Annotated in this window: 23 protein-coding genes; 12 read left to right on the forward strand and 11 right to left on the reverse strand. The window is 68.8% G+C overall.

The annotated features are described in order from the left end of the window. The first annotated feature begins 11 nt into the window (after window positions 1–11). On the forward strand, window positions 12–1,517 hold the full coding sequence (locus tag ACVCMI_RS13030; RefSeq protein ID WP_447098532.1) for a S10 family peptidase: 1,506 nt from the start codon (window positions 12–14) through the stop codon (window positions 1,515–1,517). A 35-nt stretch (window positions 1,518–1,552) separates the two neighbouring features. Then, window positions 1,553–2,452 carry a PhzF family isomerase gene (locus ACVCMI_RS13035; protein ID WP_447098531.1) on the forward strand — a complete coding sequence of 300 codons (900 nt, stop codon included), beginning with the start codon at window positions 1,553–1,555 and terminating at the stop codon, window positions 2,450–2,452. Window positions 2,453–2,473: 21 nt separating this feature from the next. Here ACVCMI_RS13035 and egtD read toward each other — a convergent pair whose 3' ends face one another. The 5 genes from egtD to ACVCMI_RS13060 all read right to left on the reverse strand — a co-directional run bounded on the left by egtD (window position 2,474) and on the right by ACVCMI_RS13060 (window position 8,111). Next, on the reverse strand, window positions 2,474–3,463 hold the full coding sequence (egtD, locus tag ACVCMI_RS13040; RefSeq protein ID WP_447098530.1) for an L-histidine N(alpha)-methyltransferase: 990 nt from the start codon (window positions 3,461–3,463) through the stop codon (window positions 2,474–2,476). Beyond that, window positions 3,460–4,710 carry an ergothioneine biosynthesis protein EgtB gene (egtB, locus tag ACVCMI_RS13045; RefSeq protein WP_447098529.1) on the reverse strand — a complete coding sequence of 417 codons (1,251 nt, stop codon included), beginning with the start codon at window positions 4,708–4,710 and terminating at the stop codon, window positions 3,460–3,462. The genes egtD and egtB overlap by 4 nt, the downstream gene beginning before the upstream one ends. Window positions 4,711–4,904: 194 nt before the next feature. Next, window positions 4,905–5,339, reverse strand: a complete 435-nt coding sequence (locus tag ACVCMI_RS13050; RefSeq protein WP_447098528.1) for a hypothetical protein — start codon at window positions 5,337–5,339, stop codon at window positions 4,905–4,907. Window positions 5,340–5,400: 61 nt separating this feature from the next. Then, window positions 5,401–7,587: a bifunctional 23S rRNA (guanine(2069)-N(7))-methyltransferase RlmK/23S rRNA (guanine(2445)-N(2))-methyltransferase RlmL gene (gene rlmKL, locus ACVCMI_RS13055; RefSeq protein WP_447098527.1), complete on the reverse strand. Its 2,187-nt coding sequence runs from the start codon at window positions 7,585–7,587 to the stop codon at window positions 5,401–5,403. Continuing rightward, window positions 7,584–8,111 carry an alpha/beta hydrolase gene (locus ACVCMI_RS13060; protein WP_447098526.1) on the reverse strand — a complete coding sequence of 176 codons (528 nt, stop codon included), beginning with the start codon at window positions 8,109–8,111 and terminating at the stop codon, window positions 7,584–7,586. The genes rlmKL and ACVCMI_RS13060 overlap by 4 nt, the downstream gene beginning before the upstream one ends. An 87-nt stretch (window positions 8,112–8,198) precedes the next feature. Between ACVCMI_RS13060 and ACVCMI_RS13065 the strand changes: the two genes are divergently transcribed. The 6 genes from ACVCMI_RS13065 to ACVCMI_RS13090 all read left to right on the forward strand — a co-directional run bounded on the left by ACVCMI_RS13065 (window position 8,199) and on the right by ACVCMI_RS13090 (window position 12,109). After that, entirely contained in the window at window positions 8,199–8,753 is a 555-nt protein-coding gene (locus ACVCMI_RS13065; RefSeq protein ID WP_447098525.1) for an N-acetylmuramoyl-L-alanine amidase, read from the forward strand. A 29-nt stretch (window positions 8,754–8,782) separates the two neighbouring features. Next, the gene (locus tag ACVCMI_RS13070; RefSeq protein ID WP_447098524.1) at window positions 8,783–9,619 is read left to right on the forward strand and encodes a helix-turn-helix transcriptional regulator; all 837 of its coding nucleotides are present in this window, start codon (window positions 8,783–8,785) and stop codon (window positions 9,617–9,619) included. An 84-nt stretch (window positions 9,620–9,703) separates the two neighbouring features. Further along, window positions 9,704–9,841 (forward strand): hypothetical protein, encoded by a 138-nt coding sequence (locus tag ACVCMI_RS13075; RefSeq protein ID WP_447098523.1) that lies wholly within the window; start codon window positions 9,704–9,706, stop codon window positions 9,839–9,841. A 220-nt stretch (window positions 9,842–10,061) separates the two neighbouring features. Further along, window positions 10,062–10,943: an acyl-CoA thioesterase gene (locus tag ACVCMI_RS13080; RefSeq protein ID WP_447098522.1), complete on the forward strand. Its 882-nt coding sequence runs from the start codon at window positions 10,062–10,064 to the stop codon at window positions 10,941–10,943. Window positions 10,944–10,979: 36 nt separating this feature from the next. Continuing rightward, a complete protein-coding gene (locus tag ACVCMI_RS13085; RefSeq protein WP_395119432.1) occupies window positions 10,980–11,372 on the forward strand; it encodes a hypothetical protein in 393 nt (130 codons plus the stop codon). Window positions 11,373–11,401: 29 nt separating this feature from the next. Then, complete coding sequence (locus ACVCMI_RS13090; protein ID WP_447098521.1) at window positions 11,402–12,109, forward strand: arginyltransferase; 708 nt, start codon at window positions 11,402–11,404, stop codon at window positions 12,107–12,109. Between the two features lie 104 nt (window positions 12,110–12,213). Here ACVCMI_RS13090 and ACVCMI_RS13095 read toward each other — a convergent pair whose 3' ends face one another. Continuing rightward, window positions 12,214–13,734: an FMN-binding glutamate synthase family protein gene (locus ACVCMI_RS13095; RefSeq protein WP_395119436.1), complete on the reverse strand. Its 1,521-nt coding sequence runs from the start codon at window positions 13,732–13,734 to the stop codon at window positions 12,214–12,216. A gap of 68 nt (window positions 13,735–13,802) precedes the next feature. Then, the gene (gene purT / locus ACVCMI_RS13100) at window positions 13,803–14,984 is read right to left on the reverse strand and encodes a formate-dependent phosphoribosylglycinamide formyltransferase (RefSeq protein ID WP_447099442.1); all 1,182 of its coding nucleotides are present in this window, start codon (window positions 14,982–14,984) and stop codon (window positions 13,803–13,805) included. A gap of 139 nt (window positions 14,985–15,123) precedes the next feature. On the opposite strand from purT, the gene ACVCMI_RS13105 reads away from it, so the two are divergent. Together ACVCMI_RS13105 and ACVCMI_RS13110 are read left to right on the forward strand one after the other, a co-directional pair. Then, window positions 15,124–15,999, forward strand: a complete 876-nt coding sequence (locus tag ACVCMI_RS13105; RefSeq protein ID WP_395119438.1) for an SPFH domain-containing protein — start codon at window positions 15,124–15,126, stop codon at window positions 15,997–15,999. A 3-nt stretch (window positions 16,000–16,002) separates the two neighbouring features. Then, window positions 16,003–16,194 carry an Arc family DNA binding domain-containing protein gene (locus ACVCMI_RS13110; RefSeq protein WP_447098520.1) on the forward strand — a complete coding sequence of 64 codons (192 nt, stop codon included), beginning with the start codon at window positions 16,003–16,005 and terminating at the stop codon, window positions 16,192–16,194. A gap of 36 nt (window positions 16,195–16,230) precedes the next feature. On the opposite strand, the gene ACVCMI_RS13115 is transcribed toward ACVCMI_RS13110, so the two are convergent. Beyond that, window positions 16,231–16,650 carry a hypothetical protein gene (locus ACVCMI_RS13115; protein WP_447098519.1) on the reverse strand — a complete coding sequence of 140 codons (420 nt, stop codon included), beginning with the start codon at window positions 16,648–16,650 and terminating at the stop codon, window positions 16,231–16,233. A gap of 49 nt (window positions 16,651–16,699) precedes the next feature. After that, window positions 16,700–17,077 (reverse strand): DUF423 domain-containing protein, encoded by a 378-nt coding sequence (locus tag ACVCMI_RS13120; RefSeq protein WP_447098518.1) that lies wholly within the window; start codon window positions 17,075–17,077, stop codon window positions 16,700–16,702. 82 nt (window positions 17,078–17,159) lie between these two features. Here ACVCMI_RS13120 and ACVCMI_RS13125 point away from each other — a divergent pair, with 82 nt between their 5' ends. Both ACVCMI_RS13125 and ACVCMI_RS13130 read left to right on the forward strand, forming a co-directional pair. After that, window positions 17,160–17,774, forward strand: coding sequence for an SCO family protein (locus ACVCMI_RS13125; protein WP_395119449.1), 615 nt, complete (start codon window positions 17,160–17,162; stop codon window positions 17,772–17,774). After that, entirely contained in the window at window positions 17,771–18,247 is a 477-nt protein-coding gene (locus ACVCMI_RS13130; RefSeq protein WP_447098517.1) for a copper chaperone PCu(A)C, read from the forward strand. Before ACVCMI_RS13125 ends, ACVCMI_RS13130 begins: the two co-directional genes overlap by 4 nt. A 10-nt stretch (window positions 18,248–18,257) precedes the next feature. On the opposite strand, the gene ACVCMI_RS13135 is transcribed toward ACVCMI_RS13130, so the two are convergent. Beyond that, window positions 18,258–19,121, reverse strand: coding sequence for a cytochrome c oxidase assembly protein (locus tag ACVCMI_RS13135; RefSeq protein ID WP_447098516.1), 864 nt, complete (start codon window positions 19,119–19,121; stop codon window positions 18,258–18,260). Between the two features lie 120 nt (window positions 19,122–19,241). After that, window positions 19,242–21,158 (reverse strand): GldG family protein, encoded by a 1,917-nt coding sequence (locus ACVCMI_RS13140; RefSeq protein WP_447098515.1) that lies wholly within the window; start codon window positions 21,156–21,158, stop codon window positions 19,242–19,244. Between the last annotated feature and the right edge of the window lie 3 nt (window positions 21,159–21,161).

Genomic DNA, 21,161 nt, shown 5'->3' on the forward strand with positions numbered 1-21,161 from the left:
AGGAGACACCTGTGCGCAAGTCCCTGCCGTTTGCCCTGATGGCCGCCCTGCTGTTGACGGGGTTCACCACTGCCGCCGTGGCGGCCGATACCCCCAAGCCGGCAGCGAGCACCGAGGCAACCGGCAAGGACGGCTTCCAGTTGCCGCCGTTTCCCGCCGATGCGCACGTGACGCAGACCACCACGGTCGATGGCAAGACGCTCAAGTACACCGTGACCGTGGGTTCGCTGCCGGTGCGCGATGAGAAGGGCAACAAGACCGCCGAAGTGGTGTTCACCGCCTACACCATCCCCGGCAAGGACCGGCCGGTGACCTTCGCGCTCAACGGCGGCCCGGGCGCCTCGTCGGTCTACCTCAACCTGGGCGCGATCGGCCCGAAGAAAGTGAGCTTCGGCGATGCCGGCGACTCGCCCTCCGACCCGCCGGTGCTGAACGACAATCCCGGGACCTGGCTGGGCTTCACCGACCTGGTCTTCATCGACCCGGTGGGCACCGGCTACAGCCGCGCACTGGTCGACGACAAGCAGGCAACCAAGGATTTCTACAGCACCGACGTCGACATCAAGTACCTCTCGCGCATCATGTACGACTGGCTGGTGAAGAACGGCCGCATGGATTCGCGCAAGTACTACGTGGGCGAAAGCTACGGCGGCTTCCGCGGCCCGCGCATCACCGAGTACATGCAGACCCAGCTGGGCGTGGCGATGAGCGGCGTGACGCTGATCTCGCCGTACCTCGACCCGTCGGCGTGGAGCGACGACACCGTCTCGCCGCTGCCGTGGATGACCACCCTGCCCTCGATCGCCGCCGCCCACCTGGAGCGCGAGGGCAAGCTCAGTGCCGAGGCGATGGCGCCGATCATCGCCTACACCCGCGGCGAATACGCGACCACGCTGATGAAGGGTCGCTCCGACCCGGCCGCCACCGAGGCGATGATCCGGAAAGTGACCGAGCTGACCGGGCTGGACCCGGTGTTCGTCAAGCGTTCTGGCGGCCGCATCGAGACCCAGGCCTACCTGCGCGAGGTGTATCGCGCCGAGGGCAAGCTGGGCAGCCGCTACGATTCCAACGTCACCGCCTGGGACCCGTTCCCGCATGCGCCGTCCCAGCGCACCGGCGACCCGCTGCTCAACAGCATCATCGCGCCGACCACCAGCGCGATGGTCAACTTCGTCACCCAGACCGTGGGCTGGAAAGTCGCCGGCCGCTACAACGCGCTGAGCTACGAGGTGAACCGCCTGTGGCACGAGGACGACGATGCCCGCGAAGGCTCGGTCAGCCAGCTGCGCGAGGCGGTGGCCAACGACCCCAAGCTGCGCGTGCTGATCGCGCACGGCTGGGATGACCTGTCGTGCCCGTTCATGGTCTCGGTGCTGGCGGTCGACCAGATGCCGGCGATGGGCGACCCGACCCGCGTGCAGGTGAAGGAATATCCCGGCGGCCACATGTTCTATTCGCGCGCGGACAGCCAGGCCGCGCTGACCCGCGACGTGAAGGCGTTGTACGGCGCCAGGTAACGCCACCCACCAACCGCGGGCCGGGCTGGGCCGCCATGAACCAGCGCACGCTGTTCCACGTCGACGCCTTCACCACCACGCGCTTCCGGGGCAACCCGGCGGGCGTGGTGCTCGGCGCCGACGGCATGTCCGATGCCGAGATGCAGGACCTCGCGCGGGAACTGAAGCACTCCGAGACGGCCTTCGTGCTGGCGCCGGACGGCGCCGACCACGACGTGCGGCTGCGCTACTTTTCCCCGACCACCGAAGTGCCGTTATGCGGCCACGCCACGATCGCCACCCATTACGTGCGGGCGGGCTTGCCCGGCTTCGGCGACAGCGAGTTCCGGCAGAAGACCGCCGCCGGCATCCAGCGCATCCGCATCGGCCGCAACGAGGCCGGTGGCCGGCGCGTCTTCATGCAGCAGGAACGCCCGCGCATCGACCCGCCGCTGGATGCATCCGTCCGCCACCGCATCGCCGCCGCGCTGGGCGTGACCGACGACCAGCTGACCGCGGCGCTGCCGCTGCAGGTGGTATCCACGGGCCATGGCAAGGTCATGGTGCCACTGGAGCCGACGGTCGATCTCGATGCGCTGGCACCACGAATGTCCGCGCTGGCGGCACTGAGCGCGGAGATCGGCTGCAACGGCTATTTCGTGTTCCAGTTGCGCAAGGGCCAGGCCGCCACCGACGGGCGCATGTTCGCCCCCGCGATCGGCATCGACGAAGACCCCGTCACCGGCAACGCCAACGGCCCGTTGGGTGCCTACCTGGTCAACCATCGACTGATGCCGCACGACGGAGCGACGCTGCGCTTCGCCGGCCACCAGGGCCGCGCGCTGCGCCGCGACGGGGTCGTCCACGTCGAGGTGCGCATCGTGGACGACGCGCCGGTCGAGGTGACCATTGCCGGCGATGCCTGCATCCTGTTTGCCGCGTCGCTGGACGGCTGACGCCGGCGCCCGGCCGGCTGTTCAGCGCGCCAGCAGGCCGGCGCGCACCAGATATTGCACGCTGAACATCCGTTGCGGGTCGGTCCATGATCGTTGCACCGCCAGCCCGGCCTTGTCCGCCAGTGCCGCGAAATCTTCCAGCGAATACTTGCAGCTGTATTCGACCTGGATCGCCTCGTCCACGCCGAAGCGTACCTTGCCGCGCCCGATCGCCACGTGCTGCTCGCGCCGGCTGACCAGCTGTGTCTCGATACGCCCGGCCATCGGGTTGTAGCGCGCGCGATGGGCGAATGCCGCCAGGTCGAAGTCGCTGCCGATTTCGCGGTTGAGCCGCGCCAGCATGTTCAGGGTGAACTCGGCGGTGACGCCGGCGGCGTCGTTGTAGGCGGCCTCGATCAGCGCCGGGTCCTTTTTCAGGTCCACCCCGATCAGAATGCCGCCGGCGTCGCCCATCTCGTTGCGCATCTTGCGCAGCAGGGCCACCGCGTCGTGCGCCTCGAAATTGCCGATGGTGGAACCCGGGAAATACAGCACCGTGCGTCGCGGCGCCCGCGGCGGAATCGGCAGGCGCAGCGGCTTGCTGAAATCGGCGCACAGCGGCTGCAGCGGCAGTTGCGGAAACTCCTGCGCCAGGCACTGCACGCTCTGTTGCAACGGCTCGGGCGAGATTTCCACCGGCACGTAACTCACCGGCTCGCGCAGGTGGCGCAGCAGCATGCGCGTCTTGCGTCCGCTGCCGCTGCCGTACTCGACCAGCCGCACGTCGCTGCCGAGGGTGTCGCCGATGTCGGCGGCGTGCTCGTCCATCAACGCGATCTCGCAGCGGGTGAGGTAGTACTCCGGCTGCTCGCAGATCTGCTCGAACAAGGCCGAGCCGCGCTCGTCGTAGAACAGCCACGATGGCAACCGTTTGGGCTTCAGCGCCAGCCCGTGCCGGACGACTTCGAGCAATTCGCCGGCGGGCGGGCGGCGTTCGTCGTCGCGAAGGCCGCAGGCTTGCACACTGTTCATCGATCCTGTCCCAGTCGCAGCCCGGCAAACTGCCAGCGGGCGTGGGGTGGAAAAAAGTTGCGGTAGCTGGCGCGCAAATGATCGCGCGGGGTGACACAGGAGCCGCCGCGCAACACCCATTGCCCGCACATGAACTTGCCGTTGTATTCGCCCAGCGAACCGGCCAGCGGTCGATAACCGGGGTAACCGACGTACGGCGAAGCCGTCCATTCCCATGCGTCGCCGTACAACTGCAGCATCCCGGTCCCGGCCTGCGCCGGCAGCGGATGGAACCGTTCGCCTTGCTGCAGGTTGCCCTCGATCGGCACGCCTTGCGCGGCCGACTCCCATTCCGCCTCGGTGGGCAGGCGGGCGCCGGCCCAACGCGCAAACGCATCGGCCTCGTAGTAACTCAAATGGCAAACGGGCTCGGCGGGATCGAGCGCACGCACGCCGGACAGGGTGAACTCGCTGGCCAGGTCGTCCTGCCAGTAGAGCGGGTGTCGCCAGTTTTCGCGCTGCACGGTGGCCCAGCCATCGGACAGCCACAGGCCGGGCTCGCGATACCCGCCCTCGCGCACGAACGCCAGGTATTCGGCATTGGTCACCGGCCGGTTGGCCAGCGCGTGCGGTTGCAGCAGCGCGCGGTGGCGCGGGGTTTCGTTGTCGAAGGCGAAGCCTTCGCCCCGATGGCCGATCTCGACGATGCCCTCGCGGCCGGCGATGAACCTCAGCGGCACCGGCGGCGCGTGCGCGGACGCCGCAATCGCCGGGCGCAGCGCCGGCTGCAAGGGATTGCACCAGAATGCATGCTTGATGTCGGTCAGCAACAACTCCTGGTGCTGCTGCTCGTGCTGCAGGCCGAGTTCGACCAGGCTCGCCAGTTCCGGATCGTCATGGCGCTCCAGCAAGGCCAGCACCGCCTCGTCCACGCGCCGGCGGTAATCGCGCACCTCGTCGAGCGAGGGGCGCGACAGCAGGCCGCGCTGCGCGCGCACGTGCATCGGGCCGACCGACTGGTAGTAGGAATTGAACAGGTAATGCCAGGCCGGGTCGCGCGGCTTCCAGGCCGGGTCGTGCGCGAGCACGAAGGTCTCGAAGAACCAGGTGGTATGTGCCAGGTGCCATTTGGCCGGGCTGGCGTCGGGCATGGACTGCAGTTGCATGTCCTCGGCCGTCAGGTTCGTGCACAGCGCCTGCGTCTGCTGGCGCACCTGGGCGAAGCGCGCTGCGATACCGGCCCGAAGCAACGGTGAATCGGCACTCATGCGCGATACCGCAATCGCGACGGCCTGCCAAAACGGTGGTGGGTCAGCGGCATGGTGGTACGGCAAGGCATACCCGCAAGGATGCCGCGAAACTTGTTCAGAAGTTGTGATCCAGGCACACCTGAAGGCGAAGCGCAAAAAAGCGCGAGCCCGACCGAAGCCGGGCTCGCGCGGGTGCCGCCATGCGGCGTGGATCAGTTGCCGGCGTAACCGTCGTCGCGGTCGTAGCCGTCATCGCGGATGTAACGCGTCTGGTAAGGGTCGTCGTAAACCACCGTGCGGGTTTCCACCACGCGGCGGGTCACCACCGGCGCGCCGTACTCGTACACCACCGTGCGCGGCGCGCGATAGACGACCGGCGGATCGTAATAAACCGGAGCCGGCCGCATGGCGTCGGCGACCAGACCGACCACGGCGCCAGTGACAATGGCACCGGCGATCCAGCGACCGCCGCTCCAGTGACCGCCATGACCGTAGTAGCCGCCGTGATAACCGCCATGGTAGCCGCCGCGATGGCCATGCCCGCCCCAGCCGTGCGCGGACGCGCCCAGGGGCATCGCCAACGCGGCGACCAGCGCCAGACCGATCGCGGCATTCTTGCCGGAAGCACGCAAACCCGCTGTATTCATGATCGCTCTCCGTTGTACGCGCGGATAGTCGAGCGCGCGGGCTTAATGCGCACTGAAAGGCTCACTGCTTGATGCGCGCCGTGTCCCACGGGTTGATCCCCGTCGCAGCCCGGCGCCGGCGCAGCAGCCAGCAACCATGAATGTCGGCGCGGCGGGCGAAGTCGAACGGGATGCTCGCTGCGCTCCAGTCCTCGATCTCGAAGTGCGCTTCCAGCGCCTCGCGATCGAGCCTGAAGCGGCGAAAGTTGTTGGAGAACACGATCACGCCGTCGCGGGTCAGTCGCTCGTTGCAGGCTTCGAGCAGCTTCACGTGGTCGCGCTGCACGTCGAAATCCTCGGCGCGCTTGGAGTTGGAGAATGTCGGCGGGTCGACGAAGATCAGGCCGTAACGGCCGCGATCGCGCTGCAGGAATTCCAGCGCGTCGAACTGCATCAGCCGATGGTCGGCACCGATGAAACCGTTCAGCGCGAGGTTGCGCGATGCCCACTCCAGATAGGTGGCGGACAGATCCACGCTGGTGGTTTCCAGCGCGCCGCCGGCTGCCGCGTGCACGCTGGCGGTGGCGGTGTAGGCGAACAGGTTGAGGAAGCACTTGCCTTCGGCCAGCTCGCGGACCTTCGCGCGCACCAGCCGGTGATCGAGGAACAGGCCGGTGTCCAGGTAGTCGGTGAGGTTGACCAGGAACTTCAGGCCGTCTTCCTCCACCTCGATGAACTCGCCGCGCTGGTCGAACTGGCCGTACTTGGAGCCGCCCTTGCCGCGTTCGCGGGTCTTGATCGCGATGCGCTCGCGCGGCACGCCGAGCACTTCGCCGGCGACGCGGGCAATCTCGCGCAGGCGCTGGCGCGCCACGTCGCCGGGAATGTCGGCCGGCGCGCGGTACTCCTGGATGTGCAGGTGATCGTCGCCGCCGGTGTCGCCGTAAACGTCGATCGCCGCGGCATACTCGGGCAGGTCCTGGTCGTAGGCGCGCCAGCAGCGGATGCCTTCGCGCGCCAGCCGCTTGCGCAGGTGCCGGACGTTCTTCTCCAGCCGGTTCTTCAGCATCTGCGCGCCGGGGGAGAGCGGCTTCGGCTCGCGTGGCTTCTCCTCCCGCGGCTTCAGGTCGAAGGTCAGCAGCACGGTTTCCAGCGCGCCGTTGTACAGCGCGTAGCGCTTGTCCGCGTGCAGCTGCATCGCGCGGCCTAGCTCCACGTCGCCGGCCAGCACCGCGGCACGCCAGCCGGTGAAGCGCTCACGCAGGGTGTCGCCCAGCGCACGGTACAGACGCGGCATCTCGGCGCGGTCGCCCAGGCGTTCGCCGTATGGCGGGTTGGTGATGACCAGGCCGTGGTCGACGCCCGGCGGCGGCGCGACACGCGTCACGTCCTGCTTGTCCAGCGTGAAGAAGCCGGCCACGCCCGCGGCTTGCGCGTTGCGTTTGGCCGTCTGCACCATGTGCGGGTCGGCGTCGGCGCCGAAGAAGCACGGGCGCAGCGCGCGCAGGCCGGCCTCGGCGCGCTGCTTCGCCTCGTCCAGCAGGCCGCGCCACAGCGCGATGTCGTGCTGCTGCCAGCCGAGGAAGCCGAAGTATTCGCGGCGCAGACCGGGCGCCACGTCGGCGGCCATCAGCGCGCCTTCGATCAGCAAGGTGCCGGAACCGCACATCGGATCGAGCAGCGCGCCGCCGGCCGCGTAGACCTCGGGCCAGCGCGCGCGCAGCAGCATGGCGGCGGCGAGGTTTTCCTTCAGCGGCGCCTCGCCTTGTTCCTCGCGCCAGCCGCGCCGATGCAGCGGCGAGCCGGCCAGGTCCAGCGACACGGTGGCGCGGTCGCGGCGCAGGCGCAGGTTGATGCGGATGTCAGGCTCGTCGGTGTCGATGTCCGGACGCGAACCATCGCGCTGGCGGAACTGGTCGACCACCGCGTCCTTGGTGCGCAGGCCGATGAACTGGCTGTGGTTGAGCTTGCTCAGCGCAGTGCCCGCGTCCACCGCGAAGGTCGCGTGTGCGGCCAGATGCCGGCTCCAGTCGATGTCCTGCACGCCGCGGTACAGCGCCTCGTCGTCGGGCGCATCGAACTCGGCCAGCGGCAGCAGGATGCGGCTGGCCAGGCGCGACCACAGGCAGGCGCGATAGGCGGTCTCCAGCGTGCCGGAGAAGTGTGCGCCGGCCAGCGCCTCGCGCACGTCGAGCGCGCCGAGCGCGACCAGCTCGTCGCGCAGCAGGTACTCCATGCCTTTCGGGCAGGTGGCGAAGTAGTGATTCATGCGGCGACGGCCAGTTGGTCGAGCATGCTGCGGAATTGCGTCGCGATCATGTCCATGCTGGAACCCAGCCGGTGGTCGTCGTCCAGCACCAGCAGCGGCAGGCGGCGCTTCGCGGCGAACGCCTGCACGCCGGCCAGCGGGCACACCTCGTCGCGCCAGCCATGGATCAGCATCGCGGGGACGCCGGTACGCAGGTCGAACGCCCGCGCGTACCCCGGGATTTCGCTGGGCGTGGCTAGCAGCAGCAGACCGGCCACCGGCACGTCCAGCGAAACCAGCCCGGAGACGAAGGCGCCCATGCTGGAGCCGACCAGCAACGGCGGCGCCTCCAGCGATTCGATGGTGGCGCGCAGACGCGCGATCCGCGGTGCCACCGAACCGGCATGGCCGCGCGCGTCGTCGCTGCGGTAGTCCGGCCGCTGCGTGCGCCAGCCCAGCGACTCGGCCAGCGCGGCCAGCGCGCTGACCTTGGTCGCCTCCGGCGCCGAATCCGAGCCGTGCGAAAGAATGATCTGGCCGCGCATGGCGGTCTCCGGAAAAGGCCGAAGGCAAGACGCGCATGGTAGCAGGCGGCGTTTCCGCCTCCGGCCGCGCCATGCGAGACTTGGCCGATGCCCCTGACCCTCCACGACCAGCCGCTGCCCTACGTCGACCGGCTGCCCGAGCGCCCGGCCGAGACGGTCGAGCTGGTGGTGATCCACTGCACCGAACTGCCCGACCTGGCCATGGCGCGCGAGTACGGCGAACGCGTGCTGCACGCCAGCGGCACCGGCAACAGCGGCCACTACTACGTCGACCGCGACGGCGCGGTGCTCCGTTACGTGCCCGGCACCCGCATCGCCCATCACGTGCGCGGGCACAACGCGAATTCGATCGGCATCGAACTCGTGAACGCGGGCCGCTACCCCGACTGGTTCGATTCGCGCCGCCAGACCATGACCGAGCCCTACCCCGCCGCGCAGATCGACGCCCTGCTCGCCCTGCTGGCGCGGTTGCGCGACGAGTTTCCCAGGCTGCGCCTGATCGCCGGCCACGAAGACCTGGATACCGACCTGATGCCGGCCAGCGACGATCCCGCGCGGCAGATCCGTCGCAAGCTCGACCCCGGCGTGTGCTTCCCGTGGGATGCCGTCGTGCCCGCCTGTGGCCTGCAACGGCTGCGCTAGACTGCGGCTCCGCCACCCCGGTCCGCCCCATGTCGGAGTTCACCGTCCAGCCGCTGCTGCGAACGCCGCTCGTCGCGGCGCACGACGTGCACTGCCGCGGCGAGTGCCGCCACCGCAGCGCGGAGGAATGCGCGGCTGCGACGCACCTGGTGTTTCCGTATCGCGGCCTGTTCCTGCGCCACGTCGGCAGCGCGCAGTCGGTGGCCGACGCGAACCACGTGTTGCTGTTCAACGCGGGCCAGGGCTACCAGGTCAGCCATCCGGCGAGCGGCGGCGACGCCTGCCTGTCGCTCTCGATCGCGCAGCCGCTGCTGCGCGAGCTGGCGCCGGCTGCGCTGCTGCAGCGTCGCGACGAACCGGTGTTCCACGGCCAGTCGCTGCGCATCGACGAGCGCGCCCAGGTACTGGTGGCGCTGCTGCGCCACAGCCTGCGCCACGGCAGCATCGAGCCGCTGGAAGCGGAGAGCCTGGCGCTGACCCTGCTCTGCCGGAGCCTCGGCCCGCGCACCACCCACGTGCCCGGTGCCACGCGGGCACGCCAACGCCTCGTGGACCGTGCCAAGCTGCTGCTCGCCAGCGACCTCACCCGCCGCTGGACGCTGGCGGAGATCGCGGCGGAGATCGGCGGCTCGCCGGTCTATCTCACCCAGGCTTTCCAGCAGGTCGAGGGCATGCCGCTGTACCGCTATCACCTGCGCCTGCGGCTGGCGCATGCGCTGGACCGGATCGCCGATTGCGAGGACGTCGCCGCCCTTGCGCTGGACCTCGGCTTCTCCAGCCACAGCCACTTCAGCGCCGCGTTCCGCCAGGCTTACGGCCGCACGCCCAGCGCGTTCCGCCAGGCCGCGCAGGCGCGAACCTCGTGAGTCGCTAAAGATCCTGACAGCCGCCCGAGCCGCGGCGTGGTCTCCTGCGTCTGCCCGCTCCCGGGCAACCCACGGAGAAACCCCATGAACGAGAAAACCTGCGCCGCCTGCGACTACCCGCTCGACGACAACGCCATCGAAGTCACCATCGGCGGCCGCACTGTCGAAGTCTGCTGCGAGGAATGCGCGCAGAAGCTGCGCGAGGCGGCAGCGCAAGCGTGAGTGGCGAAGTCCCCCCGCCACAGGATCGGCGCCCCTCGGGGCGCCGATCCGCCGCGACGCGTCCGGGCTGCAACAACTGGCTGCGCCATCGCCAGCGGCTTTCGACGCCCGCGACTTCCTGGCCGCGCTCGATCCCCGGCAGATCACCGTCACCTTCGACCGCTGAACGGGGATCGCGGGGCGCCGCCGCTATACTGGCGCCCCCCGGCAAGGATCCCCCATGAGCGAAGACCACGTCGCCGAACTCGTCGAACTGCTGCAGCTCGAACGGCTGGAAGACAACCTGTTCCGCGGCCAGAGCCGCGACATCGGCACGCGTTTCGTGTTCGGCGGCCAGGTGCTGGGGCAGGCCTTGTCGGCGGCGCAGCAGACAGTGGACCCGGCGCGCGAGGCGCACTCGCTGCACGCCTATTTCCTGCGCGCCGGCGACATCCGCGCACCGATCGTCTACAACGTGGAACGCACCCGCGACGGCGGTTCGTTTTCCTCGCGGCGGGTGGTGGCGATCCAGCACGGCCAGCCGATCCTCAACGGCTCGATCTCGTTCCAGCTCGCCGAGCACGGCGTGGAGCACCAGACCTCGATGCCCGAAGTGCCCGCGCCGGAAGACATCGAGCCGATGCATCCGCTGCCGGCCGACGAACTGGCGCGGCTGCCGGTGAAACTGCAGCGCTGGCTCGGCATCGACGGCCCGTTCGAGTTCCGCCAGGTGTGGCCGCGCGACGAGATGCACCCGGTCAAGCGCCCGCCGATCCAGCACATCTGGTTCCGGCTCACCGCGACGATCGACGATTCGCCGATCCTGCACCGCGCGCTGCTGGCGTACGCGTCGGATTTCCACCTGATCGGCACCGCCACCTTGCCGCACGGCATCTCGTACATGACCCAGAACGTGCAGATGGCCAGCCTCGATCATGCGCTGTGGTTCCATCGCCCGTTCCGCGTCGACGAATGGCTGCTGTACTCGTTCGACAGCCCCACCGCGCAGGGTGGGCGCGGCCTGGCACGCGGCCAGATCTTCAGCCGCGACGGCGCCCTGGTCGCCTCCAGCGCGCAGGAAGGGCTGATCCGCGTGCGCAACGGCGTGGCCGGGGACGACTGAACGCCCGGTTCAAGGCTGTTCGCGTAAACTTCCCGCATGCGCCAGATCTATACCTCCCCCCGCCCGGAAAACATCGATTCGGTGGTCGCCCTGATGGCCGAGCACGGCATCCAGGCGACGGTGTCCAATCGCTCCAACTACCATCGGCGCGGCTGGCAGCGGCACAGCTATTCGCCGCGCCGGCAGGATCGCAGCCAGTGGCCGCAGGTGTGGATCACCCACGCCGACGACTACAGCCAGGCGCGCAAGCTGCTGATGGGCCTCGGCATCGAGCCGGTGATCCGCCACGGCGAGGAACTGGCTGCCACGCGCAACGCCTCGCCGCTGGAGCGCCGCGCCCGCATCGCCACCCGCGTGCGCCGCGTGCTGCTGCTGGCCGTGCTGGCGGTGTTCGCGGTGCAGATGCTGCGCTACCTGCGCGTGTTCTGAACCGGGCCGCGCCGGCATAGAATCGGGCCATGCGCCGCTCCGATCCCGTCCGCCTTTTCCAGACCCTGCCGCATGCCTGCGGCTACTACGCCGAGCGCACGGCGCAGAACCTGGTGCTGGACCCGGCCGCGCCGCAACTGGATCAACTTTACGGGCCGGCGCTGGAACGCGGCTTCCGCCGCGCCGGCGGCCACCTCTACTACCCGCATTGCCCGCAGTGCCACGCCTGCACGCCCTGCCGCATCGACGTGGAAAACTTCCGGCCGGATCGCGCGCAGAAGCGCTGCCTGAAGCGCAACGCGGATCTCACGGTGGTCGAATGCATGCCCGGCTACAACCGCGAGCGCCACGCGCTGTACGAGCACTACCTGCGCACGCGTCATCCCGGCGGCGGCATGGATGATGCCGACGCCAGCGATTTCCGCCGCTTTCTCACCGCGCCGTGGAGCCCCACGCTGTTCCTCGAACTGCGCCTGGGCACGCGCCTGCTGGCGCTGGCGGTGACCGACGTGTGCCCGAACGGGATCTCCGCCGTCTACACCTTCTACGACCCCGCCGAAACCGCGCGCAGCCTGGGCACCTGCGCGATCCTGCAACAGATCGAACTGGCCCGCCGCCGAGGCATGCCCTGGCTGTACCTGGGTTTCTGGATCGACGGCCACCCGAAGATGGATTACAAGCGCCGCTTCAAGCCGCTGCAGGTTCGCGGCACGGATGGCTGGCGCGAACTGGCGTAGGGCGGGCACTGCCCGCCGCTTCGCTGGCGGCAGAGGAGTGAGTGAAGAGGAGCGAGAAGTGAGAGAAAGCGGGATGACGCAGACTGGATGCTTTCTCTCACTCCTCACTTCCAACCTCTCACTTCTCGCTCCATCGGATACGGGTAGAGCTTTTCCAGCGGCATGGAGATGCCGTCGTCGCCGACCACGCGGCAATGGCTGCGGTCGAGCTGGCGCGGGTCCTCGACGCCGCAGCTGTGCGCGATGATGCCCACCTCGTGCATCACGTTGCGGGCGTAGTTCGCCACCTTCTCGCACTTGTCGGTGACCACCAGGCCGCGCTGCAGCTTCGGGTTCTGCGTGGTGATGCCGGTGGGACAGGTATTGCGGTTGCATTGCAGCGACTGGATGCAGCCCAGCGCCAGCATGAAGCCGCGCGCCGAGTTGACAAAATCCGCGCCGGTAGACATCGCCCGCGCCACGTCGTAGGCGGTGATGCACTTGCCCGAGCAGATCACCTTGATGCGCTGGCGCAGGCCGCGCCGGATCAGCACGTTCACCAGTTCCGGCAACGCCTCGTGCAATGGCAGGCCGACGCCTTCCATCAGCGTCTGCGGCGCCGCGCCGGTGCCGCCCTCGGAGCCGTCGACGATGATGAAGTCCGGTGCGCTCTCGATGCCGCGCAGCTCGACCTCGTCGCACAGTTGCTCGATCCAGTCCATGCCGCCGAACACCGCCTTGAAGCCGGTCGGCTTGCCGGTGAGCTCGCGGATGTGCGCGATCGCATCCATCAGCTGCGCCACGTTGGCGATGTCCAGGTGGCGGTTCGGGCTCTGCGAATCCTCGCCGACCGGGATGCCGCGGATCGCCGCGATCTCCTCGGTCACCTTGGCGCCCGGCAGCAGGCCGCCCATGCCCGGCTTGGCGCCCTGGCCGAGCTTGATGCTGACCATCTTCACCTGCCTGTGCGCGCAGATCGCGAGCAGCTTGTCGTCGTCGAGCTTGCCGTCGCTGGTACGCACGCCGTACTTGGCGGTGCCGATCTCGAACACGAGGTCGCAGCCGCCCTCCAGGTGGTACGGCGCCAGACCGCCTTCGCCGGTGTCCATCCAGATGCCGGCCTTGGCCGCGCCGATCGACAGCGCACGCACCGCCGGCGCCGACAGCGCCCCGAAACTCATCGCCGAGATGTTGAAGAACGCGGCGTGATCGTACGGCTCGCGCGCGTACGGGCCGATGCGCACCGGCTTGGCATCCACGTGGTGATCGCCCAGCGCCGGGAACGGTGCGTTGACGAAGAACGGCACGCCTTCGGCGCGCAGGTCGCGGGTGGAGCCGAACGCGTTGGTGTTCTCGGCGTTTTTCGCGGCGCGATAGACCCACACGCGCTGCGCGCGGTTGAACGGCAGCTCCTCGCGATCGCTCGAATACAGGTACTGGCGAAAGAACTCGCCCAGGTGCAGGAACCAGTAGCGGAAGTGGCCGATCACCGGGAAGTTGCGCAATACCGCGTTGGCGGTCTGGTTGCGGTCGATCACCCATGTGGCCATCAGCACCAGCACCGCAACCGCCAGCAGCATCAGCGCCAGCAGCGCGAAGGTCTCCACCAGTACCACCAGCCAATGCGAAAAACCCGTCGATTGCATGCCGCCTCTCCCCCGTCGTCATCCGGTGCGATGCCGCAAGCGTAACCCAACGGCGCGCACCGCCTGGCTCACAGCTCGATGCGCAACGCCTCTTTCGCGCGCACCGCCTTGGCCACTGCCGCCTCCAGCGTGCCGGCGCGCGCCAGCGTCACCGCCATGCGCCGGCGGCCCTTCACCTCCGGCTTGCCGAAGATGCGCAACTGCGTGTCCGGCTCGGCCAGCGCCGCGGCCACGCCGTGGTAACGCGGCCCCGTGCCATCGCCTTCGACCAGCACTGCGCACGAGGCCGACGGTCCGTATTGGTGGATCACCGGGATCGGCAGGCCGAGGATCGCGCGCGCGTGCAGCGCGAACTCGGAAAGCTCCTGCGAGATCAGCGTGACCAGGCCGGTGTCGTGCGGCCGCGGGCTGACCTCGGAGAAGATCACCCGATCGCCCTTGACGAAGAACTCCACGCCGAACACGCCCCAGCCGCCCAGCGCGGCGGTCACCGCCGCAGCCTGCCGCTGCGCCTCGGCCAACGCGGCCTCGCTCATCGGCTGCGGCTGCCAGGATTCGCGATAGTCGCCGTCCTCCTGGCGATGGCCGATCGGTGCGCAGAAACTCACCCCATCGGCGTGGCGCACGGTGAGCATGGTGATCTCGTAATCGAAATCGACGAAGCCCTCGACGATCACCCGGCCCTTGCCGGCGCGCCCGCCGGACTGCGCGTACTCCCACGCGTGCTGCAGCTCGTCGGCACCGCGCACCACGCTCTGGCCCTTGCCGGACGAACTCATCACCGGCTTGATCACGAACGGGTAGCCGATCGCGGCCGCCGCCTCGCGGTACTGTGCCTCGTCGTCGCAAAAACGATACGGCGAAGTCGGCAACTGCAGTTCCTCGGCGGCCAGTTTGCGGATGCCTTCGCGATCCATCGTCAGCCACGCCGCGCGGGCGGTCGGAATCACCCGCTGCCCTTCCTTCTCCAGCGCGATCAGGGTCGGCGTGTGGATCGCCTCGATCTCCGGCACCACCAGGTCGGGCCGCTCGGCCTCGATCACCGCACGCAGCGCGGCGCCGTCGAGCATGTCGATCACGTGGCTGCGATGGGCGACCTGCATCGCCGGCGCGTCGGCGTAGCGATCCACCGCGATCACCTCCACCGCGTAGCGCTGCAGCTCGATCGCCACCTCCTTGCCCAGCTCGCCGGCGCCCAGCAGCAGCACGCGCAGTGCGTGGTCGGTATGGGGCGTGCCGAATGGCTTCATCGGGTTCTCCGGTGCGGGCAAACCGGCATTGTATGCGGCCACGCGGGGCGTCCGGCGGCGGCGTTCACGGCATGCCGGAAGTTCGCTTGCATAAGATATCATTTTGATATCTAATTTTCCCACCTCAGGGAGACTGCTCATGAACGAACATCAAGGTTTTTCGGTCGCCGGCATTCCTTTCGTCGGCTTTTGCCTGGTGCTGGCCGGCATCGGCGTGTGGCTGGTGCTCGGCGCCATCCACGGCCAGCCGGACGCGCCGCCGCTGGCGCGGTTGCTGGGCGGCGCGCTGCTGCTGGCGATCGACGGCTTTCTGCTCAAGGGCTTCTTCCAGGTCGCGCCGAACGAGGGCCAGGTGCTGCAGCTGTTCGGCAAGTACGCCGGCACCGTGCGGGTCGAGGGCCTGCGCTGGACCAACCCGTTCTACTCGCGCCAGCGCATCTCGCTGCGCGTGCGCAACTTCGAGAGCGGCAAGCTCAAGGTCAACGACAACGACGGCAATCCGATCGAGATCGGCGCGGTGGTGGTGTGGCAGGTGCTGGATACCGCCGAGGCGGTGTTCTGCGTCGACGATTACGAGGACTTCGTGCACATCCAGAGCGAATCCGCGCTGCGGCAGATGGCGCAGAGCTACCCCTACGACGCCCACGACGACGGCAAGCCCTCGCTGCGCAGCCACGGCGAGGTGATCAACAACCACCTGCGCGACGAGATCCAGGCGCGGCTGGAGAAGGCCGGCGTGCAGGTGATCGAGTCGCGCATCAGCCACCTCGCCTACGCCCAGGAAATCGCCCAGGCGATGCTGCAGCGCCAGCAGGCCGGCGCGATCATCGCTGCGCGCACCCGCATCGTGGAAGGCGCGGTCAGCATGGTCGGCATGGCGCTGGAGCAATTGCGTGCGCAGGGCGTCGTGGAACTCGACGAGGAGCGCAAGGCGACCATGGTCAGCAACCTGCTGGTGGTGCTGTGCGGCGAACGCGGCACCCAGCCGGTGCTGAACACCGGCACCTTGTACTGACCCGTGGCCGGCGAAAAAAAAGCCTACCCGCTGCGCATCAGCGCAGCCGTACTCGACGCCATGCAGCGCTGGTCGGACGACGAACTGCGCAGCGTCAACGCCCAGATCGAGTACGTGCTGCGCGAGGCATTGCGCAAGGTCGGCCGGCTCAAGGCCGGCCCGATCCGGCCGACGCCGGACGACGATACGGACTGAAGCGACGTGGCCACGTCGCCGATCGGCGCCCGACCATCAACGCGTTCTGGCGCTCACCGCCTGCAATTGCGGCAGCTTCAGCAGGCGCACCTTCGGATGTTGCCCACCCGTCACGAACAGCCACGGCCCCTGCAGCACGATCGATTGCACGGGCGGCACGCCGTCTTCGGCGCCGAGGCGTTGCAGCGGCCGGCCGTCGCGGGCGTCATAGACGACCAGCTCGCGCGTCTGCGGATCGACCACCAGCAGCCAGTCGTGTCCGGCACCCTGCCAGTGCACCAGCTGGTTTGCCGCGGGAAGTTCCGTCGTTTCATCGGACGCCGGCAGCCACGACCACAGCAGGATCGCCGACAGCACGACGAGCAGCACGATGCCGGGCCGGCGCAGACGCTGCAGCAAGCGCCCGGGCCACGCGGCCGTGTCGGATGAATGCCGAAGGGCGATGCGCATGTCCATGCCGCCACCATCGCCGTCGACGATGACCGCCGCATGACACTTGCCGAAACTATTCGTGACGCGGGCGCAGCGCCCAACCCAGCGCCAGCCAGCCGATCACGAAGGCCAGCCCGCCGAACGGCGTGATGATTCCCGTCCAGCGCGGCGCACCGAGCGCCAGCGCGTACAGGCTGCCGCTGAACAGCACGATGCCGGCGGCAAACGCCACCGTCGCCACGCGCGCGCCGCGGCCGTGACCGAGCGCCACGGCGAGCGCCAGGGCCAGCGCGTGCCAGGCGTGATATTCCACCGCGGTATGCCACAGCTCGACGGCACGGGCGTCCAGCATGCCGCGCAAGGCATGTGCGCCGAACGCGCCGAGCAGCACCGCGCTGGCACCGGCGAGACCGACCAGCAAGGCAGTGGCGAGGTGGGCAGGTTGTCGCATGGGCGGTGAATCTCCCGCACCGTCGGCGCCGCGGCGCGGCCGGTGTCGTATGCTTGAACGGATGAAGCTGCAGGATTCTCGCATGAAGTCACTTCGCACCCGCCTTGCCGCCCTGCTTGCGCTGCTGGTTGCCGGCACGCTGCTCGCCGGTTGCCACGGCGCGACGCCGCTGCCGTTCCGCCTGACCGACCTCACCGGCCACATGCCGCAGCTCGAGTTCAACCTGACCAGTGACGAGAACAAGCCGGTGTCCGCCACCGACTATCGCGGCAAGGTGGTGCTGCTGTTCTTCGGCTACACGCATTGCCCGGACGTCTGCCCGCTGACCATGGCCCAACTGCACGTGGTGATGAAGAAGCTCGGCGCGCAGGCCGACGGCGCACGCATCCTGTTCGTCAGTGTCGACCCGACGCGGGACACGCCGGCCGTGCTGCACGGCTACGTCAACGCGTTCGACAAACATGCGATCGGGCTCACCGGCGCACCGCGTGCGGTCGAGGCGCTGGTCAAGCGCTACCGCTCCGCGTTCACCCGCGAGCCGTCCGGCAAGGACGGCAACTACGAAGTGAGCCACAGCTCGGCGATCTACGTGTTCGACCGCGACGGCAACCCGCGCGTGCTGTACACCCCGGCCGACAAGCAGGACGACCTGGTACACGACCTGCAACTGCTGCTCGACCAGGGAGAACCGACATGAAGCACGCCCGCCTGTTTGCCCTGCTCGCCGGACTGTCGCTCGCTGCCGGCGTGCATGCCGCGGCCGCCGACCAGGTGCACGCCAGCCACGCCTGGATTCGCGTGTTGCCCGGCACGTTGCCGGCCGGGGGTTACGTCACGCTGGAAAACCGCGGCGACCAGCCGGTTGCGTTGACCGGCGCGCGCAGCACGGCATACGCGGAAGTGATGCTGCACCACAGCTCGACCCAGGGCGGCATGAGCCGCATGGCCATGGTCGAATCGTTGGCGATCCCCGCGCACGGCAGCGTCGTGCTGGGGCCCGGCGGCTATCACCTGATGCTGATGAAACCGGCCGCGGCGGTGTTACCCGGCAATCGGGTGCAAATGCAACTGCAATTCGACGACGGCAGCAGCCTGCCGGTCGACTTCGTCGCCCGCCCCGCCAATGCGCTGGGCGACGAGGCCCCCGCGTCTGCCCATTCCGGGCACTGATTCAACCCGCTCAGTCGTGCGCGCTGCCGGCGATCACCGCCGGCGGCAGCGGCTTGCGCGGCAGGCGCCCGTTGCGTGACAACCGCATCCAGTGGCGCAGCGCGATCAGGCCGCCGACCGACTCGATCAGCGCCGCCGGCACCCAGGTGATCAGCCCGCCGACCATCTGCCCGGTCAGCACGTTGAAGGTAAACGCGCGGCCGCAGATCTCGAAGATCGGATAGAGGTCGGTGCGCGAGAACGTGATGATCGCGCCAGCCAGGATCTGCGGCGTCATGGTGATCGCCGGCGACAGCACGCGCATGCCTGCCACCATGCGACCCGGCGGATGCGGGCGGTGATCGAGCACCAGTGCCCAATAGGCAAAGCCGCTGAGCAGCATCGTCCAGTTCATGAAGCGGTACACGCGCCAGTCCAGCATCGCCAGCGTCTGCAGGCCCGGGATCAGCCAGATCAGCACGAACACCACGAACAGCACGGTGACGATCGTGGGATTCATCAGCACGCCCATCACCGACCGCCACGGCCACGACCGCTGCAACGGCCGCAGCCACCGCGCCCGCCACGCCAGCGGCAGGCCGGCGCGCAGCGCACTGGCCGGATAGGCGATGACGATCAGCAGCGGCGCCAGGTGGTGCAACAGCAACTGCTGCAGGCGATGCATGAAGAACTCATGCTCGGCGTAGTAATCGAGATAGGTGTGCAGCGACAGGTAGATGATCGCCATGCCGACCCAGAACGCCAGCCGGCGGCTGGGCGGCACCTGCAGGCGGCGGCTGCCACGCCAGTACAGCACGCAGGCCAGCACGAACGTGGCCAGGAACAGCCACGAGAACTCCCACGGCACCACCCATTTCAACAGCGTTGCAATCACGATCGGCTTGCTTCCACGTCCGTCAGCACCGGCACGACCGGCGACCACCGCCCAGCATAGTGCGCCGCGCCGGCCCCGTCTGCCCTGCCGCGGACGGTCGCTTGCGGCAGATTGCCGCCATCAGCGTCGACGCCGGCCGTGGCGGGTGCGACGCCAGCCGTACAGCAGGCCGATCAGCACCACCAGCGCCGGCACCAGCACGATGTTGATCACCTTCACGCGCAGGCCCAGCGCGTCGATCTCGGCATTGAGCTGGTGCTGCACGTCGCGCAGCTCCTTGTTGATGGCGAGCTGGCGCTGGCGGAACTGCTCGATCTCGCGGCGCTGCTCGGGGGTGACCGTGCTCGACCGCGCACCCTTGGCCGGCTGCAGCTCGTCCAGCCGGCGGCGGGTGTCGGCCAGCTCCTTCTCCAGCTCCTGCTCCTTCTGCAGGAACTTCTGGTCGGCCACGTTGCGCAGCGCCTGCACCCGGGTGAACGGCCGCTGCGAGGTGGAGCGCGCGCGGATCGACAGCAGCGCCGACGAGCCGCTGAGGTTGTCGACCAGGTTGGTGACGAAATCACCGTTGTTGGCGAAGATGCGCACCATGGTCTGGCCCAGCACGGTCTGCGGCTCCACCCACAGACGATCGCTGAGCACGTCGGTGTCGGCCACCAGCACCACCTGTGCGTTGGCCGCCGAATGCGCACGGTGGCCCGGCTTGCCGGCGTCCTCGGGAAACGCGCTGACGAAGGTGCCGCGCAACCGCGCCGCCAGCACGTAGTGCGCGTTGTCCGCCTTGTAGTCTTCGAGCAGGCTGGTCGGGTCGCTGCTGGCATCCATCACCCGCTGGGTCGGCGCCAGCTCGGCGTCGGCACTGCTCTGCAGCAGCGGGACCAGCCGCGCGGTCGCGGTCCGGGTGAGGTCGAAATGGCCGATGCTGGAGACGTTGATGCGCTGCAGGCTGGCGGTCACCGGATCATTGCGGTTGAGCTCCTGGTCGCCCAGCCCGAGCATTGCCGGATGGTTGAGGCTGCTGCCGGCCAGCTCGATCTGCAGGCCGCGGCTGCGGTCCAGCACCACCTCGCGCGGCTGGTATTCCACGCCCCACGCGGCGAACAGGCGCGGCAGGTCCGAGGCGTGCGCAGGCAAGCCGCTGATGTCGGGCGTGAACGGTGCGGCGTCGAGCTCGGCATCGGGATCGACGAACACCACCAGGTGGCCGCCGCCCATCACGTACTGGTCGATCGCGTACTGCGCGGCCGGCGGCAGCTGCTTGGGGTGGATCAGCAGCAGCACCTTCAGGCGATCATCCACGTGCTGCAGGGTGGCGGCGTCGAGGGTCTTCAGCTCGAACAACTGGCCCAGCTGCTGCATCACCGCCCAGGGCTGCTCGCCCAGCGCCAGGTCTCCCTGCACCGGCAGCGAGCTGAGCACGCCGATCTCCGGCTTGCGCACCTGGTTCAGCTCGTACAGCAGCTTGGCGATGTCGTATTCGAGGAAGGCCTCGCGCGAGGGATCGAAGAACGCGATCGAGAGCGATTTTTCCGGCGTGCCGGCGTCCTCCGCACCACGCGCCTCGCCCGGCGCCATGGCGCTGCCGGCCAGTCCGAAGAACACCCGCTCGCCGTTGCTGCCGCCATTGGCGGCAATCAGCCCGCTGCCCTCGGCGCCCGCCTCGTCGTCCGAATACGGCACCGGGTCGATCACGCGCAGGCGGATGCGCCCGTGCGAGCGCGCCACCATCTCCTGCAACATCTCGTTGACGCGCCGCTCGTAGCTGCGCAGCTTGGGCAGGTCGCGGGTGGCGTGCTCGGAGAAGTACAGGGTCAGCTGCAGTGGCCGTTGCAGGCTGTCCACGATGTGCCGCGTGCCGGGCGTCAGCGTGTAGAGCTGGTCAGCGGTCAGGTCGATCCGCGTGGCATGCAGCCAGCGGCTGCTGGCCACCACCAGCGGCACCAGCACCAGCACCAGCGCCACCAGGCCGGCGTACAGCCAGCTGCTGCGGGTCAGGCGCAGCGGCGTGGTGAGCAGGCGGGGCAGGCGCAGGCGCGGCATCGT

Source organism: Rhodanobacter sp. UC4448_H15, from assembly GCF_052978265.1.